This window comes from Paracraurococcus lichenis (genome assembly GCF_030657435.1).
Taxonomy (GTDB): Bacteria; Pseudomonadota; Alphaproteobacteria; order Acetobacterales; family Acetobacteraceae; genus Paracraurococcus; species Paracraurococcus lichenis.
In genome coordinates, this window is the sequence record NZ_JAUTWS010000022.1 from 21887 (window position 1) to 41562 (window position 19676).

A 19676-nucleotide genomic window follows, 5' to 3' on the forward strand; every position below is an offset into this window, starting at 1 on the left:
TGCCGGTAGATTAAACCGCCACCCTGCCGCTCCGGCGAGCGCGGCGGCCTGCCGCAAGCGGGATCGCCCGACGCGTGCCGATGACCGAAGGGCCGGAGGTCTGAATCGGCTCGCCCAACATAGAAGGCGTGCCCCGGCGCCGCAGGCGCCATGCGCGTCTCGCGGGTTGCATGGGACGTGATAACCGACCAATTTGGTCCGGAAAGACGAACGCCAGGATATCGCAGCCATGTTCATCGAGACCGAAGGCACGCCCAATCCCGCGACGCTGAAATTCCTCCCCGGCCGGGAGGTCCTGGGCGAGCGCGGCACCGCCGACTTCGCCAGCGCCGAGAGCGCCGCGCGCAGCCCGCTCGCCGCCCGCCTCTTCGCCCTGCCGGGTGTGGCCCGCGTCTTCCTCGGCAGCGACTTCGTGACGGTGACCGAGGACGGCTCGCAGGGCTGGCAGTCGCTGCGCGCCCAGGTGCTCGGCGCCATCATGGACCATTTCGTCGCCGGCCTGCCGGTGCTGGAAGGCGCGGGCGAGGATGGCGAGGGCGACTACGACCCGGCCGATGCCGAGGTGGTGGAGCAGATCAAGGACCTGCTCGATACCCGCGTCCGCCCGGCGGTCGCCGGCGATGGCGGCGACATCGTCTTCCGCGGCTACCGCGACGGCATCGTGCGGCTGCACCTGCAGGGCGCCTGCTCGGGCTGCCCTTCCTCCCGCGCCACGCTGAAGCACGGGGTCGAGAACATGCTGCGCCACTACGTGCCGGAGGTGGTGGCGGTGGAGCAGGTCGAGGCCTGAGCCGCCACGGCCGGCCTGCCGGGCGCCGTGCCCCGCCGGGGCGCGAGCCCCAGCAGCGGCCGCAGCGGCGGGATGCGCCGGCCGGCCTCGAAGCCGAGGCCGCAGGCGGCGAGGGTCGCCAGCAGCACCAGGCCGGCCTCCGCCACGGCCGGCAGGCCGAGCGGCTTCAGCGCATGCGCGGCCAGGATGATCGCCGTCTGGTGCAGGATGTACCAGGGGAAGACCGCCTCCGTCAGGTAGCGCCGCAGCGGCCCGTCGCCCCGGACGTAACGGTGGGCATAGCCGAGCAGCGCCGCCACCGCGCACCACTGGTCGATCCCCTGCGCGAGGTGGCGGAGGACCAGCCAGTCCGGCCCGGGCGGCACCCCCGGTTCGCGCAGCGCCTGCAGGACGAGGATCGCCGCATAGGCCGCCAGCGCCAGGGCCAGCGCCAGATGGCGCCAGCGGACCAGCGCCGCCCAGACCGGCGCCGAGCGGGCCAGCACGAAGCCGAAGAGATAGACCTCGCCATAGGCCGCATGCGCCCAGCCGTCGTCGAGCAGGGCATGGGTCTCGCCGAAGCGGGGGAAGAGCAGGAGGCGGGCCGCGGCCAGCAGCAGGGCGGGCCATAGCAGCACGCCGATGCCGCCGCAGGCCGCCGTGCCCGCCGCCTCCAGCCGCCGCAGCAGGCCGGGCGCCGCGGCGAGCGGCACCGCCAGCAGCAGCGAATAGGCCAGCACATAGGCGACGAACCAGAGGTGGTTCCAGGTCGGCAGGATCAGGCAGCGGCCGGTGCCGCAGAACTCCAGGCCGAAGGCCAGGTAGTGGTCGTGGTAGAAGGCCGCGAAGCTCCCGGCATAGCCGGCGCGCTCCACCGCCTCGAGATAGCTCTGCGGCGGGACCACGACGAAGATACCGAAGAGCAGCGGCGGCAGCAGCCGGCGGAGGCGGCCCGCCGCCAGGCCAGAGGCGGTCATCCGCTCCGCCATCAGCCGCGTCACCGCGCCCGAGACCAGGAAGAGCAGCGAGAGCCGCCAGGGATTGGTGGCCAGCATCACGGGCTCGAGCGCGACGAGCCGATGGGCGCTCTTCACATGGAAGTCCCAGGGCACGTAGAGCATGCCGATGTGGTAGAGGATGAGCAGCCCGAAGGCGCCGATCCGCAGCCAGTCGAGATCGATCCGCCGTCCGGCCGCCCTGCCGCCCCCGATTATGCCGATCCCTGCCATGCCGCCCCATTCCTTGTCGCCGCTCACCATGCCCGCGATCCCCCGTCCGGAGGCCCGCATCGGAGCCGCCCCGCCGCGGGGCGTCGAGCCGGCGGGGGATGCCCGGCCGCCCGGCGGGGATGGCGGGACGGCGGCCGGGACGGATGGCGGGCCGGGCGGGACGAGCGGCGGCGCGCCGGCCTGGCTCCTCGCCGCCACCGGGGCGCTCGTGCTCGCCACCTGCCTGGTCAATGCCCTCTCGCTCGCGCAGGACGCGGCGCGGCGGGGGGAGGCGGCGGGGCTGGCGAAGCCGCTGCTCTGCGAGGCGACGAGCGGGCTCGTCATCCTGCTGCTGCTGCCGGTCCTCGCGCGCGGCATCGCCCTGGCGCGGCGGGAGGTGGGGCGGCCGCTCCGGCTCGGCCTGGCGCTGGCGAGCCTCGGCCTCGGCTTCTTCGGCCTGCATGTGCTGGGCATGGCCGGGCTGCGCGGCGCCGCCTTCGCCGCGCTCGGCGAGCCCTACCGGTTCGACGCCTCGGCCGCCGGCCTGGTCTATGAGCTGCGCAAGGACCTGCTGTCCTTCGCCATGCTGGGCGCGGCCTTCTGGATCGGCGCGCGGCCGGCGCGTCCGCCCGCCCTGCCGCCGCCGCCGGCGCCGCCCGCGACGCTCTGGCTGCGGGACGGCGCCTCCAGCATCCGGATCCGGCCGGCGGAGATCCTCTGGGTCGGCTCGGCCGGCAATTACGTGGAGTACCGGCTGCGCGACGGCCGGCAGCACCTGATCCGCGGCACGCTGCAGGCGGAGGAGGCGCGGCTCGCCCCGCATGGCATCCGGCGCGTCCACCGCACCCGGCTGGTCAACCCGGCCGCCATCGCGGCGATGGAGCCGCGTGCCTCGGGCGAGGTGCTGCTGCGGCTGGAGGGCGGGGAGACCCTGCTGGCCAGCCGGCGCTACCGGGCCGGGCTGGCCGGGCTCGGCTGACGCGGTACTGCCGGAGCCGGGCGCGGCCCGATTCCGCCCCGCGGCGATCTGCTCTAAAGCCGCCGCCACAAGGAGACCCGCCGATGCCCCAGGATGGCCAGCTCGACGATGCCGCGCGCGACCTGCTCTTCCGCAATGCCCGCACCCATTACAAGTGGCAGGACCGGCCGGTCCCGGACACCGTGCTGCAGGAGTTCTACGACCTGCTGAAATGGGGCCCGACCAGCGCCAATTGCTCCCCGGCCCGCTTCGTCTTCATCCGCACCAGGGAGGGGAAGGAGAAGCTCCGCCCCACCCTCTCGCCCGGCAATGTCGAGACGACCATGGCCGCGCCGGTCACGGCCATCGTGGCCACCGACAGCAAGTTCTACGAGCAGCTTCCCACCCTCTGGCCGCAGGCCGACATCAGGGGCTGGTTCGCCGACAACTGGTCGCTGGCCGACCAGACCGGCACGCGCAACGGCACGCTGCAGGGCGCCTACCTGATCCTGGCGGCGCGGGCGGTCGGCCTCGATTGCGGCCCGATGAGCGGCTTCGACAATTGGAAGGTGGACGAGGCCTTCCTCACCGGCACCAACTGGCGGTCGAACTTCCTGGTCAATCTCGGCTATGGCGAGCCGGAGGGGCTGCCGCCGCGCAACCCGCGCCTCGCCTTCGACGAGGCCTGCCGGCTGGAATAGCCGGCGCCCGGGCTACCCGCCCGGGCAGCCCTGCGCCTCGACATAGAGCGCATAGACCGACTGGCTCGCCGTCATGAAGAGCCGGTTGCGCTTGCGGCCGCCGAAGCAGAGGTTGGCGCAGCGTTCCGGCAGCAGGATGCGGCCGATCAGCGTGCCGTCGGGCGCGAAGACGGCGACGCCGTCGCGGCCCGGCCCGCCGGTCATGCCGGCCCAGACATTGCCCTCCGTGTCGCAGCGGATGCCATCCGCCCAGCCCGGCTGGTCGTCGAAGAAGAGGCGGCCGTTCACCGCGCGGCCGTCCTCGATGTCGTAGACCCGCGTGATGCGCGGGCCGCCGGGCGTGTCCACCACATAGAGCCGGCGCTCGTCCGGGGAGAAGCAGAGGCCGTTCGGCCGCGCCATGTCGTCGATGGCGATGGAGAGGCCGCCGCTTGCCGGATCGTACCTGTAGACGCGGAAGGGCAGTTCCTGCGGCGCCTTGTCGCCGAGGTAATTGCCGCGGATGCCGGCGCCGTTGTCGCTGAACCAGATGGTCCCGTCCGACTTCACAACCACGTCGTTCGGCCCGGTCAGGCGCGTGCCGCCGAAGGCCTCCGCCAGCACGGTGACCGTGCCGTCATGCTCAGTGCGGGTCAGGCGGCGCGTGCCGAGCTCGCAGGTGACCAGCCGTCCCTGCCGGTCGCGGGTATTGCCGTCCGGATAGCCCGCGGGCTGGCGCAGGGTGGCGACGGCGCCGGTGATCTCGTCCCAGCGCAGCAGCGCGTCGTTCGGGATGTCGGAGAAGAGCAGGTAGCGCCCGTCACCGTAATAGATGGGCCCCTCGGTGAAGCGGAAGCCGGTGGCGATGCGCTCGATCGCGGCATGGCCGAGCTTGATCGCCTCGAAGCGCGGGTCGAGCACGAGCACGTCCGGATCGGGGTAGCGGATCGGCGCGCCCGAATCCCAGCGCGCCGCCTGCCTGCTGTCCTGCTGCATGCCGGGTCCCCCTCCCTCAGCCCTGCTCGATCGGCAGGCTCTCGTCCTTCGCCCATTCGCTCATGGAGGCGTCGTAGACCGCGAGGTCGCGGTAGCCGAGCTGGTGCAGCAGGAAGGCATCCAGCGTCGCCGCGATGCCGCCGCCGCAATACAGCAGGATGCGCCGGGACGGGTCGGCGCCGACCACCTGGAAGGCCTGCGCCACCGCCTCCGGCGGCCGGAAGGTGAGGCTGGCGGGGTCGAGCAGCGCGGCGGCGGGCACGTTCACGCTGCCGGGGATGCGGCCCGGGCGGCCGTAGCGCGGGATCTCGCCCCGGTGCAGCTCGGGCGAGAGGGCATTGATGCTGCAGGCGCCGGCATCGCCTATCGCGGCCTGCATCGTCTCCTTGCCGACGAAGAGGCCGGGGCGCGGCCGGGCCTCGAGTTGCGCCGGCGGGTAGCGCGTCTCCGCCGCCTCCAGCGGGCGTCCCTCGACGCTCCACTTGTCGAAGCCGCCATCCAGCACCGCCGCATCGTCGAAGCCGATGGCGCGCAGCATCCACCAGACCCGCGTCGCCCATTGCGGGTTCTTGCGGGAATAGAGGACCACGCGGCTGTCCTGCCCGATCCCCTTGGCCGCGAAACGTGCCGCCAGGTCCTCCGGCGCCGGCATGGTGACATTGAAGCGGCTGGAGGTGTCCGACAGCTCCCCCTGCAGGTCGAGGAAGCCGGAGCCGGGGATGTGGCCCTTGTCGTAGTCGGCGCGGCCGCTCTCGACGCGGTAGGGCCGGCCGGTGCCGGTCTCGTAGATCAGGTAGGTCGTGCAGTCGAAGACGCGCAGCCCGGGCGCGGCGAGGTTGGCCGCCAGCCACTCCGTCGTGACGATGGCCTCGGGATGGGCGTAGCGCGGCGTCTCGGGCATCGGCGTCTCCTCCGGGCCGTTCTTGCGGCCCAAGCAAACCGCTTGAGGTTTGCGCTCTGACATGGACCACACCGAGGGTGCACCCGCCGCGCGGCCGGCGGCAAGCGAGCGCCGGTCAGGCCTCGCCGAGCAGGTGCAGCACCAACTCGCGGCGATGCGGGCTGGTCCGGTGCTCGTAGAGGTAGATCCCCTGCCAGGTGCCGAGCACCGGCCTCCCCTCCGCCACGGGGATGGAAAGCTGGGTCTGGGTCAGCGCGGCGCGGATATGCGCCGGCATGTCGTCCGGCCCCTCCTCCTCGTGCCGGTAGCGGCCGTCGCCGCCATCCGGCACCAGGCGGCGCAGGAAGGTCTCCAGGTCCGTCCGGACATCCGGCGAGGCATTCTCCTGCACCAGCAGGGAGGCCGAGGTGTGCCGGCACCAGAGGGTCAGCAGCCCGGTGCCGAGGCCCGTGCCGGCGACCCAGCCGCGGACCTCGCGCGTGATCTCGGTCAGGCCGCGGCCGCGCGTCGCGACCTCGATGCGGTGCAGCCGCTGTTCCATGCCTCGGCTCCTTGCCAGGCGCGCCCGCGCGGGCGCCATATTCCGGTGGGGAGGATGCCATGCCAGTCATCGACGCACAGGTGCATGCCTATGAGCGCAACCATCCGGGCCGCCCCTGGGTGGAGGCGCTGCACGGCCCGCCGGAGGTTACCGGCGACGACATGGTCGCCGCCATGGATGCGGTGGGCGTGGACGGCGCGCTTCTCGTCTCCGTCCACACCATGTACCGCTACGACGCCAGCTACGCGATCGAGGTGCAGCGGCAGCATCCCGGCCGCTTCGCGCTGATCAAGCCGGTGGACCCCGCCGATCCGGGCGTCGGGGAGACCATCGCCGACTGGGTGGCGACGCCGGGGACGGTCGCGATCCGCATCATGCTGCGCGGCGCCGTGCCGAGCGACCCGGCAGATCCCGGCATCAACCGCGTGCTGGCCGCTGCGGCGCGGCATGGCATGCCCGTCAACCTGCTGGCCTGGGGGCGGCTGGACCAGGTCGCCGAACTGGCCGCGCGGAATCCGGACACGCTGCTGGTCGTCGATCATCTCGGGCTGCAGCAGCCCTTCGAGCCGCCCGTGCCGGCGCAGCCCTGGGCCGACCTGCCGAAGCTCCTGGCCCTGGCGCCGCACCCGAATGTCGCGGTGAAGGTCACCGGCGCCTGCACCCTCTCGCACCGGCCCTTCCCCTATGACGACATCTGGGACCCGCTCGGCCGCATCTTCGACGCCTTCGGGCTGGAGCGGTGCCTCTGGGGCACCGACTGGACCCGGGCGGTCGCCTTGCTGAGCTATGCCGATGCGGTGGAGGCCTTCCGCCGGACCGACCGGCTCTCCGACAGCGACCGTGCCATGCTGATGGGCGGGGCGGTGCAGCGGGTCTATGGCTGGGCGCCCGCGGCGGGCTGACCGCGCGCCCCGGCATGGGCGGCCGCGGCGCCGTCCAGCGGGCATCGCCGCATCGCGTCCAACCCTCTAGGGCAGCGCCGCCATCGCCCGGCGCGCCGTGGAGCCCCGCACCACGCAGCGGCCGCCGAGCATCACCTTGCGCACCGGCGCCTCCGGCGTCCGCAGCCGGTCGAAGAGCAGGCTCATCGCCACGCGGCCGATCTCCTGCAGGGGCTGCTCGATCACCGTCAGCCCGGGTTCGACCAGCCCGGTCCAGGACTCGTTGTCGAAGCCGGCGAGCGCCAGGTCCTCCGGGATGCGCAGGCCCGCGGCGCGGATGGCCTGCAGCAGGCCCATCAGCAGCAAGGAGTTGCTGGCGATCACCGCCTCCGGCCGCGCCGGCCCCGCGAGCAGCGCGGCCAGCGCCGCCTCCGCCGCCGCGACCTGCGGCAGGGCGAATTCCTCCCGCGCATCCAGCCCATGCCGCGCCATGGCGGCGCGGTAGCCGGCCGCGCGCTCCACGCCGGTGCCGCTGGTCCGGCCGAAGACGCCGGCAATGCGCCGGCAGCCCTGCGCCACCAGGTGGTCCACCAGCGCCGCGCTGGCCGCGGCATTGTCCAGCAGCACGCTGTCATACCGCCCGGGCGGGCCGGGGCGGTCGATGAGGACCACCGGCATCGCCAGGGGCTGGCGGGCCAGGCGCTCCGCCGTCACCAGGGTCGGCGCCAGGATCAGGCCGGTGACCCGCTCCTCCTGCATCAGCCGGAGATAGATCGCTTCCCGCTCGGGATCCTCGTCCGTGTTGCAGAGGATGACGCGCAGCCCGGCCTGGTAGGCGGCCTCCTCCACCGCCCGGGCGACGCCGGTGAAGAAGGGGTTGCCGATATCGGCGACGACCAGCCCGACGGTGCCCGTCTCCTGCGAGCGCAGCCGCCGCGCCGCGAGGTTCGGCCGGTAGCCGGTCGCCCGCACGGCCTCCAGCACCTGGGCGCGCAGCGCCTCGCTCACTGGCCCCTTGCCGAGGGCGCGGGAGACGGTGGCCGGGGAAACCCCGGCGGCCTTGGCAACGTCCTTGATGCTGGCGGTCATGCCCGCGGGCTCCGCGGGACTGGGATCGGTTTCACCATGACCGCCCAAGACTGCCGGTCCGAGACGGCGGCTTCAATCGGGAAACCGCGCCCATCCTCAGATTCCCTTTGACAGAGTGACTGAAAACGATTTCATTCACGCCCAATAACCCAGGCAGGAACGTCCCCATGGCCCAGCCCGCCGCCTCCCCCATGCCGATCGCCCGCGAGCTGGTGCGGCTCGATGCCCGACCCGCCGGCAAGGCGGCCGCCATCGCGGAGGCCGGGCAGCTCCTCGCCGCCGCGGGCTGCGTCGATGCCGGCTATGCCGAGAGCATGGGCAGGCGGGAGCAGGCGGCGAACACCTTCCTCGGCCATGGCGTCGCCATCCCGCACGGCATGGGGGAGGACCGCGGCCTCGTCCGCCGCAACGGCCTCGCCATCCTGCAGGTGCGCGACGGCATCGAATGGAATCCCGGCCAGATCGCGCATCTCGTCATCGGCATCGCCGCGGCCTCCGACGAGCACATCGCCATCCTCCGCCGCCTCACCCGCCTGCTGAACGACCCCGCGACGCTGCAGCGGCTCTTCACCACCGAGGATCCGGAGGCGATCATCGCCGCCCTCGGCGCCGAGCCCGCCGCCGCCCCGCCCGGCGTCCCGGCCAACGACCTCGCCGAGCGCTTCGACTGGGTGGTGGACTACCCCACCGGCCTGCATGCCCGGCCCGCCACCCGCTGGGTGGAGGCGGCGCGCGCCACCGGCTGCCGCATCCAGGTCCGCCATGGCGAGCAGGCGGCGGATGCGGCCGCGCTGGTCGGCCTGCTGCAGCTCGGCCTCCGCGCCGGGGACCGCGTCACCGTCTCGGCCGAGGGGCGCGATGCCGCCGCGGCGCTGGCGCGGATGCGCGCCGCCATCACCGGCCTGAGCGCGCAGGAGAAGGCCGATGCGGCGCTCGCCGCGCAGCGCGCCGCCGCCCCCGTCCGCGGCTGGGAACCCGCGGGACGCCTGGTCTCGCTCCCGGGCATCGCCGCCAGCCCCGGCCTCGCCATCGGGCGCGTGCATGTGCTGGCGGATGCCGAGGCCGCCATCCCCGACACCCCCCTGCCGCTCGCCGAGGGCGGCGCCCGGCTGGAGGCGGCGATCCGGGCCACCCGCGCCCAGCTCACGGCGCTGGAGGACGACACCGCCCGCCGCCTGGGCCCGGGCGAGGCTGCGATCTTCCGCGCCCATGCCGGGCTCCTGGACGACCCGGACCTGATCACCCTGACCTGCCAGTTGATGGTGGAGGGGCACGGCCTCGCCTGGTCCTGGCACCAGGCGGTGGAGCGCGTGGCGGGCGGCCTCGCCGCCCTCGGCAACCCGGTGCTGGCCGGCCGCGCCGCCGACCTGCGCGACGTCGGCCGGCGGGTGCTCGGGCAGATCGACCCGGCGCTCGCCGGCGGCACGCTCTCGGACCTGCCGGAGGGGCCGGTGATCCTGGTCGCCGAGGACCTCGCGCCCTCCGATACCGCCGGGCTCGACCCCGCCAAGGTGGTGGGGCTGGCGACCGCGGCGGGCGGCCCGACTTCCCACACCGCCATCCTCGCCCGCACTCTCGGCCTGCCGGCCCTGGTCGCCGGCGGGCGCGCCCTGCTCGACCTCAGGCCGGGGACGCAGGCGGTGCTGGATGGCAGCGCCGGCCTCCTGCATCTCGACCCCGGGGAGGCCGACCTCGCCGCCGCCCGCGCCTGGATGGAAGCGCAGCAGGAGCAGCGGGCGCGCGAGGCGGCGCGGCGGGCCGAGCCGGCGGTGACGCGCGACGGGCACCGGGTCGAGGTCGCCGCCAACATCAACCTGCCGGACCAGGCGGATTTCGCCCTGGCCCAGGGCGCCGAGGGCGTCGGGCTGATGCGCACCGAATTCCTCTTCCTCGAGCGCGGCGAGACGCCGGACGAGGAGGACCAGCACCGCATCTACCGGGCCATGCTGGAGGCGCTGCAGGGCCGGCCGCTGATCGTCCGTGCCCTCGACATCGGCGGCGACAAGCAGGTGCCGCATCTCCGCCTGCCGGTGGAGGCCAACCCCTTCCTCGGCGTCCGCGGCGCCCGGCTGCTGCTGCGCCGGCCGGACCTGCTGGAGCCGCAGCTCCGCGCCCTCTACCGCGCCGCCGCCGGCGGCGGGCCGCTCTCCATCATGTTCCCCATGGTGACCTCGGTGCCCGAGGTCATCGCCCTGCGCGCCGCCTGCGAGCGGATCCGCGCCGAGCTCGGCGCGCCCGAAGTGCCGGTCGGCATCATGGTCGAGGTCCCGGCGGCCGCCGTGCAGGCCGATGCCCTGGCGAAGCACGTCGACTTCTTCTCGGTCGGCACCAACGACCTGACGCAATACGTCCTCGCCATCGACCGGCAGAACCCGGAGCTCGCGCCGGAAGCCGACAGCCTGCACCCCGCGGTGCTGCGCCTGATCGCTCAGACGGTGGAGGCGGCGACGCGCCACGGCCGCTGGGTCGGCGTCTGCGGCGGCCTCGCGGGCGAGCCCTTCGGCGCGGCGCTGCTCGCCGGCCTCGGCGTCGCCGAGCTCTCCATGACCCCGCGCGACATCCCGGCGGTGAAGTCGGTGCTGCGCGGCGCGACGCTCGCCGGGCTGCGCGACCTCGCCGCGCGGGCCACCGCCTGCGGCACGGCGGCGGAGGTGAAGGCGCTGGAGCCCGAGCTGCTGGCCATGACCCGGCCCGCGGCGCAGGAGGCCGCCTGATGGCCGCGCCCTTCGTCACCCTCTCCCTCAACCCGGCGATCGACCAGACGGTGGAGCTGGAGGCGCTGCTGCCGGGCGCGGTGAACCTGGCGCGCGGCGCGGTGCGGCATGCCGCGGGGAAGGGGATCAACGTCGCGGCCTGCCTGGCCGACTGGGGTGCCAAGGTGACCGCGACCGGGCTGCTGGGCGAGGCGAACGACGCGCCCTTCCGCGCCCTCTTCGCCGGGCGCGGGATCACCGATTGCTGCCTCCGCATCCCCGGCGAGACGCGGACCAACATCAAGCTGCTGGACCGCGCGGCGGGCGCGACGACCGACATCAACCTGCCGGGCACCGCGCCCCCGGCCGAGGCGCTGGATGCGGCGCTCGCCCCGCTGCATGCGGCGACCGGGCCGGGGACCGTCGCGGTGCTCGCCGGCAGCCTGCCGCCCGGCCTCCCGGCCGAGACCTATGCCGAGCTGGTCGCCCTGCTGACCGAGCAGGGCGCGCGCGTCGTGGTCGATGCCAGCCGCGCGCCGCTCGCGGCCGTCCTCGGCGCCCCGGTGCTGCCGCAGGCGGTCAAGCCGAACCGGCATGAGCTGGAGGGTTGGGCCGGCCAGCCCCTGGCGGAGCGGGAGGCGCTGCTGGCCACCGCCCAGGCGCTGGCGGCGCGCGGCATCGCGCTGGTCGCGGTCTCGCTCGGGGCCGAGGGGGCGCTCTTCGTGACGAAGGACGGCGCCGTGCAGGTCCGCCCGCCGGCGATCGCGGTCACCAGCAGCGTCGGCGCCGGCGATGCCATGGTGGCCGGGATCGCCGCCGGCCTGGCGGAGAACCTGCCGCTGGAGGCGCTGGCCCGCCGCGCCGCCGCCTTCTCCGCCGCCAAGCTGCAGCGCACCGGCGCCGGCCTGCCCGGCCGCGCCGCGGTCGAGGAGATCGCCGCCGGCCTCACCGCCGAACCCCTGGCCTGACCGCCACAACGAGGAGGAAACCCGAATGTCCGGAGTGATCGCCGTCGTCGAGGCGGGCGACAGCCCCGTCCAGGCCATGCTGGCGGCCGAGGCGCTGCGCCAGGCGGCGCGGCGGGAGGGGCGCGACCTGCCGGTGGAGGTGCGGACGGAGCGCGGCGTGCTCTCCCCGCTGCCCGCGGCGCCCGAGGCCGAGGCGCTGCTGCTGGTCGGCGAGGCCGCCCACCCGCCCGAGGGGCTGGACCGGCTGCATGCCGTGCGGGCGCGGATCGAGGAGGTGCTGGCCGATGCCGCCGGCGTGCTGGCCCGCGCGCTGTCCGCCTCCCCCGCGGCCGGCGCGTCGGCGCCCGCGGCCGGCAGGCGCATCGTCGCCATCACCTCCTGCCCCACCGGCATCGCCCATACCTTCATGGCGGCCGAGGGGCTGGAGCAGGCGGCGAAGGCGCTGGGCCACAGCATCAGGGTCGAGACCCAGGGCTCGGTCGGCGCGCAGAATGCGCTGACGCCCGAGGAGATCGCCGCGGCCGACCTGGTGCTGATCGCCGCCGACACCCAGGTCGACCTCTCCCGCTTCGGCGGCAAGCCCGTCTTCCTCAGCGGCACCAAGCCGGCGATCAACGGCGGCCAGGCGCTGGTCGCGCGCGCCTTCGCCGAGGCCAGGCCGCATGGCGAGGCGCATGCCGCCGCCGCGCCGGCGCCGGCGCCGGGCAAGAAGCCGCTCACCGGCCCCTACAGGCACCTGATGACCGGCGTCTCCTTCATGCTGCCCTTCACCGTGGCGGGCGGCCTGCTGATCGCCATCGCCTTCGCCCTCGGCGGCATCTACGCCTATGACGACGCGCATCGCGGCACGCTCGCCGGCGCGCTGTTCCAGATCGGCGGCAAGGCGGCCTTCACCCTGATGGTGCCGGCGCTGGCGGGCTACATCGCCTATTCCATCGCCGACCGGCCCGGCATCGCGCCCGGCATGATCGGCGGCATGATCGCCGCCCAGCTCAATGCCGGCTTCCTCGGCGGCATCGTCGCGGGCTTCGTCGCCGGCTATTCCGTCGCCTGGCTGAACCGCGTCCTCCGGCTGCCGCGCACGCTGGAGGGGCTGAAGCCGGTGCTGATCCTGCCGGTGCTCGGGGCGCTGATCACCGGCCTCTCGCTGATCTATGTCGCCGGCGGGCCGGTGGCGGCGGCGCTCGCGGCGCTCACCGAGTTCCTCCGCGGCATGCAGGGCAGCGCCGCCCTGGTGCTCGGCCTGATCATCGGCGCCATGATGGCCTTCGACATGGGCGGGCCAGTGAACAAGGCGGCCTATGCCTTCTCGACCGGCCTGCTCGCCAGCCAGGTCTACAGCCCGATGGCCGCCGCCATGGTCGCCGGCATGACCCCGCCGCTCGGCCTGGCGCTCGCCGCCTTCCTCTTCTGCGACCGCTTCACGGAGGAGGAGCGGGAGGCGGCGCCGGCCGCGGGGGTGCTCGGCCTCGCCTTCATCTCGGAGGGCGCGATCCCCTTCGCCGCCAAGGACCCGCTGCGGGTGATCCCCTCGCTCGTGCTCGGCTCGGCGGTCGCGGGCGCCATCTCCATGGCGGTGGGCGCGGAGTTGCGGGTGCCGCATGGCGGCGCCTTCGTCCTGCCCATCCCGAACGCGGTCTCGCATCTCGGCGGCTATGTCGTGGCGCTGGCCCTCGGCACGGTGGTCACGGCGGTCGCGCTGCGGGTCCTGAAGCGGCCCGCCGCCGCGGTTGCGTGAGGAACCCCGCACGCCGCATGCGGGCTTCGGTGCCCTGACAGGGCGTGGAGCCCCGCCCGGGCCCGGCCTCACCCGGATATGAGCGGCAGGGCGCGCCGGTTCCGTCACAAGGGGAGGCCTCAGGAGGCGGACCCTATCCATTGGCGTTGCAGTGGCTCTCTGGGACAGGTCCGCGCCGGACCTGTCCGGTATGCGATGCGACCGGCGAGAGCCGGCTGATCCTGCGCTGCTCCGGCCTGCCGACCCGGTTCGCGCCGCGGCGGACGCTGCTCGGCTGTCCCACCTGCGGCGCCGCCGCCTTCGATCCCCTGCCCGGCACCGACTATGCGGAGGAGCCAGCCGGCGGCGAGGCGGCGCTGGCCTTCTACCTGCAGCAGGGCGCCGGGCTCTGGAGCATCGCCTCCGGCCTGCTGGCCGCGGCGGGGCCCGCGCCGGCCGAAGGCCCGGCGCGGCGGCTGCTGGAGATCGGCTGCGGCTTCGGCTTCGGGCTCGACTTCGCGCGGCGGGCCCTCGGGCTCGAGGTCCGGGGCCATGATCCTTCCCCCCAGGCCGCCGCGGGCCGGCGGCTGCTCGGGCTCCCCATCGAGAGCGGCAGGTTCGACCCGGCCACCACCCTCGCCGGGCAGTGGGACATCCTCCTCGCCTCGGAGGTGCTGGAGCACCTGGCCGACCCGGTCGGCGCGCTGCGCGGCCTGCGGGCGGCGCTGGCGCCCGGGGGCGTCCTGGTCCTGACCACGCCCGACATCGCCGCCGCCCGGCCCGGCCTGCCCGAGGGGCTGCTGCTGCCGCTGCTCTCCTGCGGCTACCACACCATCCTGCACAGCGCGGCGAGCCTGGACCTCGCGCTGCGGCGGGCGGGCTTCGCCGCCGTGGAGGTGGTGGCGCAGGGGGCGCAGTTGCGCGCCCGGGCCGGCGCGGCGGCCGCCCTCCCCTCCCGGCCGGAGGCCGCCGACCGGCGCCTCTACCGGACCTGGCTGGAGACCGGCGCCGCGGCCCAGCCAGCCGGCTCCGACCTGCATCTCGGCTTCCTGGTCCGCGCCTATCGGGAGGCGGTGAATGCCGGCGACCTCGCTGCCGCCGACCACCTGCTGCCCGGGCTCGACGCCGCGCTCCGCCGGCGCTTCGGCCGCGGCCTCGCGGCGGGCGCGGCCTGGGGCGCGCGGCCCTGGTCGCGCAGCCTGCGGGCGCTGGCGGCGCGCGGCCCGCTCTGCCTCGGGCCGCTGCTGCTGGCGCGCGGGCTGCACTGGCTGCTCGCCGGGGAGCTGCGCCCGCCGCTGGTCCCGCTCTTCGAGGCGGCGGCGGCCGAGGCGACGGCGCTGCGGCGCGCCCTCCGTTCCATCGGCGGCGACGATGCGGATGCCGAGGAGGTCGCCTGGACCGCGGGTGCCGAGGCCGCCCTCTGCGCTGCCGCGGCGGGCGCGGCCGATGTCGCGGCACGCCTCGACCGGCTCGGCCCGGCCCCCGACAGCGATCCGGCGGCGGCGCAGGCCCGGGCCGCGGCGCTGCGGCGGCGCGCCTATGTCGGGCTGGTCAATGCCGGCGCCTATGCCGCGGCGCGCCGCCTGGCAGCGGTCGTCGCCCCGGCGCTCGCCCGCGCCGCCGAGGCCGGCGCGCTGCCGGAGGACAGCGAGCTCGACACCCTCTACTGCGCCGCTGTGGTCGAGGCGAATGGCGGGACGGGCGCCGACCTCGAGGCCGCGCTCGGCTGGCTGCGCGCCCTGCGGGACGCCGCGCTGCGCCGCCTGGCGGCGGGGGCGGGCGGCGGCTCCGCGGCCGGGCTGGTCTGGCCTGCCCTGGCGCTCGAGCACGATCTGCTGGCCCGGCTCGGCCGGGATGCGGAGTGCGCGGCGCTCGCGGCGCAGGGCCCGCGCTCGCTCGCCGCGAGCCTCGGCGTGCCGCCGATGCCCGCGGGCCTCGGGCTCGGCGGCGGCTGATGCTGGGCACGCTCCTGGCCGGGGGAAACCTGCTGGCGGCGCAGGCCCGCCTGCTCGGCCGCGAGGCGACCGTGCGGGGCGCCATCCTGTTGGCCGAGGTCGAGCCGCGGCGGCGGGCGGTGGTCGAGGACCTGGGCGGGTCGCCGCCCGGACCGCGCGTCGTCGTCTTCTGCCACTACGATCCCGCCGGGCGCCTCGCCGAGCATGCCCGCCGCTACCTCGAGGCGCTGCTGGCCGCCGGGCTGTCGGTGGTCTTCGTCAGCAATGCCGGCCGGCTGGAAGCGGCGGCGATCGACTGGCTGCGGCCGCGCTGCGCGCGGGTGATCATCCGCCGCAACATCGGCTTCGATTTCGGCGCCTGGCGCGACGCCATCGCGCTGGCCGAGCTGCCGGCCGCCGGGACGCGGCTGCTGGTGCTGGCCAATGACAGCGTCTACGGCCCGCTGCGCCCGCTGGCGCCGCTGCTGGAGCGGATGGATTTCGAGGCGGCCGATGTCTGGGCGATGACGGACAGTTGGCAGCTCCGCTTCCACCTGCAGTCCTACCTCGTCGCCTTCGGCCCGGCGGCGCTGCGCCATCCCGTCTTCGGGCAGTTCTGGGCGGGCGTGCGCGACCTCCGCTCGAAGGCGGCGGTGGTCCGCCGCTACGAGGTCGGCATGACGCAGACGCTGCTGGCCGCCGGCCTGCGGTGCGGCGCGCTCTGGCCCTATGTGGAGACGCTCGCGGCCTTCCATGCCGGCGCGGAGGAGGCCGCGGCGCCGCTCTCCGATTCGCCCCTGCTGGGCGCGGTGCGGCAGGCGGCCCGGCAGCGCATCCTGGGCGCGGCGACGCAGCGGGTGCCGATGAACCCGACCGCCGAGCTCTGGCGGCCGCTGCTGCAGGCCGGCTTCCCCTTCCTCAAGCGCGAGCTGCTGCGCCGGAACCCGTCGCGCATCCCGGACCTCGCCGCCTGGATCGAGCTGGCGCGCGCGGTCTCGCCCGGCGATACCGAGGTCATCCTGCGCGACCTGCGCAGCAGCCTCCGCCAGACCGCGCCCTGAAGGCCGCAGCCTCGGGACCGCGCCGCCGGACGGCGACGCGGTCCTGGCGCGTCAGGCGAACCAGACCGTGCCGTCGGGCTGCACCGTCTCGGTCGGCGCCTGCGCGAGGGTCAGGCCGGTCCAGGTGATGCTGGTGTCGATGGTGCCGTCGCCGTCGAGGTCGGCATGCAGCGTCAGGCCCTCGAAGCCCGCGGTCCCGGCATTCTCCACCCAGGTCGCGGTGCTGGTGCCGGCCTGCCAGCCCGTGAGCACGAGCTGGTCGCCCGTGTTCCAGTCCGTGATGGTGCTCCAGGTCACCGCGCTGCCGTCGGCATGGATCAGGAACTGGTCGTTGCCGCCGCCGCCGGTCAGGAAGCTGGACCCCGTCCCGCCATCGATGATGTCGTCGCCGCCGAGGCCCTTGGCCGCGTCGTCGCCGGCGCCGAGATCCATGTAGAACTTCGTCGCGGTGCCGTCATAGTGGTAGTCGAGCGTGGTCGCGTTGGCGGAGGCGAAGGTCGCGTCGCCCGCGGCGGCCGCGCCGGCGGTGTCGAAGACCGCGGCGCTGACCACGTCCTTGCCGTCGCCGCTGGCGATGCGGAACTCGTTCGACCAGGCGGCGCCGTTGCTGGCGACGTTGATGTCGAGGTGGTCGTCGCCCGCGCCGGTCACGAGGTTGCCGCGCTTGACGCCGTCGAGCTCGAGCGTCGAGCCCTGGTCGCTCCCGGTCCCGACGACCGCATCCACATGCACGAAGCCGCTGAAGGTGACATTCGCGGCGGCGTCGTTGTGCAGCGCAGCGTTCTTGACGAAATTCCAGGGGCCGAGGACGTCGTAGGTGGTGTGCTCCGCGGCCGTGCCGAAGCCGGTCGTCGTGGCCGCGACGCGGTTCATGTAGTCCGTCTCGGTCCCGTCCTGCGAGACCGTGTAGGGCGTCGACGACAGGGAAAAGGATGCGGACGAGGCCACCGGCAGGTCCGTCGCATTGGGCAGCAGCGTCGGATCGGTGCCGGGCAGGAGCTTCAGGTCGTCGCTGCCGATGATGCCGAAGGTGATGGACTGCGTCATGAAAACTGGCCGCTCCGTGAAATTGCCGTTCGGCAGCCGCGACTCGGCCGCCGGAATCACGGAGATGTGTATACGAAAGGCTTTCCGTCCCGTTAACGGATCGCCCGGCCTCCAAGCCGAGGCCGGCGCCCCTACCAGGCCGCGGCGTGCCGCACCAGGAATTCGACGAAGGCCTGCACCCGGGGCAGCCGGTGCCGGCCGGGCGCCGTCACCGCCCAGACCGGCACCTCCTCCGAGACATGCGCGTCCTCGAGCAGCGGCACCAGCCGCCCCTCCGCGATGTCGCGCGCGACGATGAAGCCGCTGACCCGGATGATGCCGAGCCCGACCAGCGCCATGTCGCGGAGCGCCTCCGCGCTGTCGGTGGTGGCGGTGCCGTGGACGGTCAGAGTCTGCAGCCCGGCCGCGGTGCGGAAGGGCCAGGCGGTCAGCCGGGCCTGCCCGCGCAGCACCAGGCAGTCATGCGCGGCCAGGGCCTCCGGCGCCGCCGGCCGGCCGCGGCGCGCCAGATAGGCCGGCGCGGCGCAGATCACCCGCCGCCCTTCCGCGATCTTGCGCGCGAGCAGCGAGGAATCGCCGAGCGGGCCGGTGCGCAGCAGGATGTCGAGCTGTTCCGAGACGAGATCGACGCGCCGGTCCGTGACGCTGAGGTCGAGCGTGACGTCGGGATGGCGGACGAAGAATTCCGGCAGCAGCGGGATCAGCCGGTGCCGCGCGAAGGCCGTGCCGGTATTGACGCGCAGCAGGCCGCGCGGCCGGCCGCGGCCCGCGGTCACGTCCTGCTCCGCCGCCTCGATCAGGGCGAGGATGTCGCGGGCGCGGGCGAGATAGGTCTCGCCTTCCGGCGTCAGGGCGATCCGCCGCGTCGTCCGCGTCAGCAGCCGCACGCCGAGCCGCGCCTCGAGCCGCGCGAGCTGCTTCGACATGGCCGAGGGCGTGAGGCCGAGGTCGCGCGCCGCGGGGGCGAGGCCGCCCGTCTCCACGATGCGGACGAAGGCGGCCATGTCGGTGGGCTGGCTCATTGCTGACCTGGGAGCATCGGTCTCGGTCCAGTATGGCGGATTATCGCCTTGGGGGACCAGATCCACTTATCGGGCATCCCGGGTCGCCATCGGCCCCGGGCAGGAGGTGAGACCATGCCGGTCGCCCGCATGACCATGCCCCTTGCCGTGGGCCTCGCGCCGCCGCGCGCCGCCCACGGCCTCTGGCCCGCCTGGCTGGGCCTCGTCCTGGCGCGGCTGGCCGAGCGCCGGGAACTCCTGGCCCTCGGCGAGCGCGACCTGCGCGACATCGGCCTGACCGAGGCCGAGGCGCTGGCGCTCGCGCGCAGGCCGCTCTGGCGGCCTTGACCCGACCAACCAACCAACCGAGGAGACGACGGATGAGCCTGAGCCTTGCCGAGCGCCCCGCCGCGACGCGTGCCGCCGCCATCGAGGCGGAACTGAACTACCTGGGCCCGGTCGAGGGCCGGCCCTTCACCTATACCTATGGCCCGCCGCCCGGCCGGCCGCGCACCAATATCGGCATCGAGGCGCACCGCGTGGCGATCCGCGACCTGCGGCCGGTCGCCGACCGGGTGACGCTGGACCGCGAGGGCTTCGCCGTGGCGCGCGGCGCCAGCGCGCTGCGCGACTTCGACGACGAGGCGGCGATCCGCGCCGTCTACTACCCCGAGAGCGCGCGCATCCTGCAGGCGGCGACCGGCGCGAGCCGGGTGCATGTCTTCGACCATACCATCCGCCGCCGCATCCCCGGCGCCGAGGACCGCGGCGCGGTGCCGCGCCAGCCGGTGGCGCGGGTGCATGTGGACCATACCGAGCAGTCCGGCCCGCAGCGCGTGCGCGACCTGCTGCCGGACGAGGCGGAGCGGCTGCTGCGCGGCCGGGTGCAGATCGTGAACCTCTGGCGGCCGCTGGCCGGGCCGGTGCGCGACATGCCGCTCGCGGTCTGCGACGTGGCGAGCACGGCGCCGGAGGACTTGGTGGCGAGCGACCTGATCTACCCGGACCGCACCGGCGAGACCTACCAGGTGCGTTTCAATGCGGCGCATCGCTGGTACTGGCTGCCGGAGATGATGCCGGAGGAGGCGCTGCTGCTGAAATGCTACGACAGCCAGCGCGACGGCGTGGCGCGGTTCATGCCGCACACCGCCTTCGCTGATCCGACCGCGCCGGCGGATGCGCCGCCGCGGCAGAGCATCGAGATCCGCGCCCTGCTCTTCCACGAGGCCTGA

18 protein-coding genes are annotated in these 19676 nt (G+C 74.6%); 11 read left to right on the forward strand and 7 right to left on the reverse strand.

Annotated elements, in window-relative coordinates:
• Positions 1-229 precede the first annotated feature (229 nt).
• Entirely contained in the window at positions 230-790 is a 561-nt protein-coding gene (locus tag Q7A36_RS21215; RefSeq protein WP_305105745.1) for a NifU family protein, read from the forward strand.
• Here Q7A36_RS21215 and Q7A36_RS21220 read toward each other — a convergent pair.
• Positions 748-2028: an acyltransferase family protein gene (locus Q7A36_RS21220; protein ID WP_305105746.1), complete on the reverse strand. Its 1281-nt coding sequence runs from the start codon at positions 2026-2028 to the stop codon at positions 748-750. The two genes, Q7A36_RS21215 and Q7A36_RS21220, sit on opposite strands and share 43 nt — an antisense overlap.
• Between Q7A36_RS21220 and Q7A36_RS21225 the strand changes: the two genes are divergently transcribed.
• Complete coding sequence (locus Q7A36_RS21225) at positions 2027-2956, forward strand: LytTR family DNA-binding domain-containing protein (protein ID WP_305105747.1); 930 nt, start codon at positions 2027-2029, stop codon at positions 2954-2956. The genes Q7A36_RS21220 and Q7A36_RS21225 overlap by 2 nt on opposite strands.
• A gap of 83 nt (positions 2957-3039) precedes the next feature.
• Positions 3040-3636, forward strand: coding sequence for a malonic semialdehyde reductase (locus tag Q7A36_RS21230; protein WP_305105748.1), 597 nt, complete (start codon positions 3040-3042; stop codon positions 3634-3636).
• A gap of 12 nt (positions 3637-3648) precedes the next feature.
• Here Q7A36_RS21230 and Q7A36_RS21235 read toward each other — a convergent pair whose 3' ends face one another.
• The 3 genes from Q7A36_RS21235 to Q7A36_RS21245 all read right to left on the reverse strand — a co-directional run bounded on the left by Q7A36_RS21235 (position 3649) and on the right by Q7A36_RS21245 (position 6053).
• Positions 3649-4611, reverse strand: a complete 963-nt coding sequence (locus Q7A36_RS21235) for an SMP-30/gluconolactonase/LRE family protein (RefSeq protein ID WP_305105749.1) — start codon at positions 4609-4611, stop codon at positions 3649-3651.
• Positions 4612-4627: 16 nt separating this feature from the next.
• Positions 4628-5512 carry a sulfurtransferase gene (locus tag Q7A36_RS21240; RefSeq protein WP_305105750.1) on the reverse strand — a complete coding sequence of 295 codons (885 nt, stop codon included), beginning with the start codon at positions 5510-5512 and terminating at the stop codon, positions 4628-4630.
• Between the two features lie 115 nt (positions 5513-5627).
• Positions 5628-6053, reverse strand: a complete 426-nt coding sequence (locus Q7A36_RS21245) for a secondary thiamine-phosphate synthase enzyme YjbQ (protein ID WP_305105751.1) — start codon at positions 6051-6053, stop codon at positions 5628-5630.
• A gap of 59 nt (positions 6054-6112) precedes the next feature.
• Between Q7A36_RS21245 and Q7A36_RS21250 the strand changes: the two genes are divergently transcribed.
• Positions 6113-6955 carry an amidohydrolase family protein gene (locus Q7A36_RS21250; RefSeq protein ID WP_305105752.1) on the forward strand — a complete coding sequence of 281 codons (843 nt, stop codon included), beginning with the start codon at positions 6113-6115 and terminating at the stop codon, positions 6953-6955.
• A 66-nt stretch (positions 6956-7021) separates the two neighbouring features.
• Here Q7A36_RS21250 and Q7A36_RS21255 read toward each other — a convergent pair whose 3' ends face one another.
• Positions 7022-8023, reverse strand: coding sequence for a LacI family DNA-binding transcriptional regulator (locus tag Q7A36_RS21255; protein ID WP_305105753.1), 1002 nt, complete (start codon positions 8021-8023; stop codon positions 7022-7024).
• A gap of 167 nt (positions 8024-8190) precedes the next feature.
• Here Q7A36_RS21255 and ptsP point away from each other — a divergent pair, with 167 nt between their 5' ends.
• The 5 genes from ptsP (at position 8191) to Q7A36_RS21280 (ending at position 16396) form a co-directional block, all read left to right on the forward strand.
• Entirely contained in the window at positions 8191-10737 is a 2547-nt protein-coding gene (gene ptsP / locus Q7A36_RS21260) for a phosphoenolpyruvate--protein phosphotransferase (protein WP_305105754.1), read from the forward strand.
• Positions 10737-11684, forward strand: coding sequence for a 1-phosphofructokinase (pfkB, locus tag Q7A36_RS21265; protein WP_305105755.1), 948 nt, complete (start codon positions 10737-10739; stop codon positions 11682-11684). Before ptsP ends, pfkB begins: the two co-directional genes overlap by 1 nt.
• A gap of 25 nt (positions 11685-11709) precedes the next feature.
• On the forward strand, positions 11710-13422 hold the full coding sequence (locus Q7A36_RS21270; protein ID WP_305105756.1) for a PTS fructose transporter subunit IIC: 1713 nt from the start codon (positions 11710-11712) through the stop codon (positions 13420-13422).
• A 140-nt stretch (positions 13423-13562) separates the two neighbouring features.
• Positions 13563-15356 carry a class I SAM-dependent methyltransferase gene (locus Q7A36_RS21275; RefSeq protein WP_305105757.1) on the forward strand — a complete coding sequence of 598 codons (1794 nt, stop codon included), beginning with the start codon at positions 13563-13565 and terminating at the stop codon, positions 15354-15356.
• Complete coding sequence (locus Q7A36_RS21280; RefSeq protein ID WP_305105758.1) at positions 15356-16396, forward strand: rhamnan synthesis F family protein; 1041 nt, start codon at positions 15356-15358, stop codon at positions 16394-16396. The genes Q7A36_RS21275 and Q7A36_RS21280 overlap by 1 nt, the downstream gene beginning before the upstream one ends.
• A gap of 51 nt (positions 16397-16447) precedes the next feature.
• On the opposite strand, the gene Q7A36_RS21285 is transcribed toward Q7A36_RS21280, so the two are convergent.
• Positions 16448-17443 (reverse strand): calcium-binding protein, encoded by a 996-nt coding sequence (locus Q7A36_RS21285; RefSeq protein WP_305105759.1) that lies wholly within the window; start codon positions 17441-17443, stop codon positions 16448-16450.
• 131 nt (positions 17444-17574) lie between these two features.
• Positions 17575-18465, reverse strand: coding sequence for a LysR family transcriptional regulator (locus tag Q7A36_RS21290; protein WP_305105760.1), 891 nt, complete (start codon positions 18463-18465; stop codon positions 17575-17577).
• Between the two features lie 114 nt (positions 18466-18579).
• Here Q7A36_RS21290 and Q7A36_RS21295 point away from each other — a divergent pair, with 114 nt between their 5' ends.
• Entirely contained in the window at positions 18580-18792 is a 213-nt protein-coding gene (locus Q7A36_RS21295) for a DUF1127 domain-containing protein (RefSeq protein WP_305105761.1), read from the forward strand.
• 32 nt (positions 18793-18824) lie between these two features.
• Positions 18825-19676 carry a CmcJ/NvfI family oxidoreductase gene (locus Q7A36_RS21300; protein WP_305105762.1) on the forward strand — a complete coding sequence of 284 codons (852 nt, stop codon included), beginning with the start codon at positions 18825-18827 and terminating at the stop codon, positions 19674-19676.

Coding starts and splice junctions, on each gene's coding strand:
- Q7A36_RS21215 (WP_305105745.1), top strand. CDS start 230: ATGTTCATCGAGACCGAAGGCACGCCCAATCCCGCGACGCTGAAATTC.
- Q7A36_RS21225 (WP_305105747.1), top strand. CDS start 2,027: ATGCCCGCGATCCCCCGTCCGGAGGCCCGCATCGGAGCCGCCCCGCCG.
- Q7A36_RS21220 (WP_305105746.1), bottom strand. CDS start 2,028: ATGGTGAGCGGCGACAAGGAATGGGGCGGCATGGCAGGGATCGGCATA.
- Q7A36_RS21230 (WP_305105748.1), top strand. CDS start 3,040: ATGCCCCAGGATGGCCAGCTCGACGATGCCGCGCGCGACCTGCTCTTC.
- Q7A36_RS21235 (WP_305105749.1), bottom strand. CDS start 4,611: ATGCAGCAGGACAGCAGGCAGGCGGCGCGCTGGGATTCGGGCGCGCCG.
- Q7A36_RS21240 (WP_305105750.1), bottom strand. CDS start 5,512: ATGCCCGAGACGCCGCGCTACGCCCATCCCGAGGCCATCGTCACGACG.
- Q7A36_RS21245 (WP_305105751.1), bottom strand. CDS start 6,053: ATGGAACAGCGGCTGCACCGCATCGAGGTCGCGACGCGCGGCCGCGGC.
- Q7A36_RS21250 (WP_305105752.1), top strand. CDS start 6,113: ATGCCAGTCATCGACGCACAGGTGCATGCCTATGAGCGCAACCATCCG.
- Q7A36_RS21255 (WP_305105753.1), bottom strand. CDS start 8,023: ATGACCGCCAGCATCAAGGACGTTGCCAAGGCCGCCGGGGTTTCCCCG.
- ptsP (WP_305105754.1), top strand. CDS start 8,191: ATGGCCCAGCCCGCCGCCTCCCCCATGCCGATCGCCCGCGAGCTGGTG.
- pfkB (WP_305105755.1), top strand. CDS start 10,737: ATGGCCGCGCCCTTCGTCACCCTCTCCCTCAACCCGGCGATCGACCAG.
- Q7A36_RS21270 (WP_305105756.1), top strand. CDS start 11,710: ATGTCCGGAGTGATCGCCGTCGTCGAGGCGGGCGACAGCCCCGTCCAG.
- Q7A36_RS21280 (WP_305105758.1), top strand. CDS start 15,356: ATGCTGGGCACGCTCCTGGCCGGGGGAAACCTGCTGGCGGCGCAGGCC.
- Q7A36_RS21285 (WP_305105759.1), bottom strand. CDS start 17,443: ATGACGCAGTCCATCACCTTCGGCATCATCGGCAGCGACGACCTGAAG.
- Q7A36_RS21290 (WP_305105760.1), bottom strand. CDS start 18,465: ATGAGCCAGCCCACCGACATGGCCGCCTTCGTCCGCATCGTGGAGACG.
- Q7A36_RS21295 (WP_305105761.1), top strand. CDS start 18,580: ATGCCGGTCGCCCGCATGACCATGCCCCTTGCCGTGGGCCTCGCGCCG.
- Q7A36_RS21300 (WP_305105762.1), top strand. CDS start 18,825: ATGAGCCTGAGCCTTGCCGAGCGCCCCGCCGCGACGCGTGCCGCCGCC.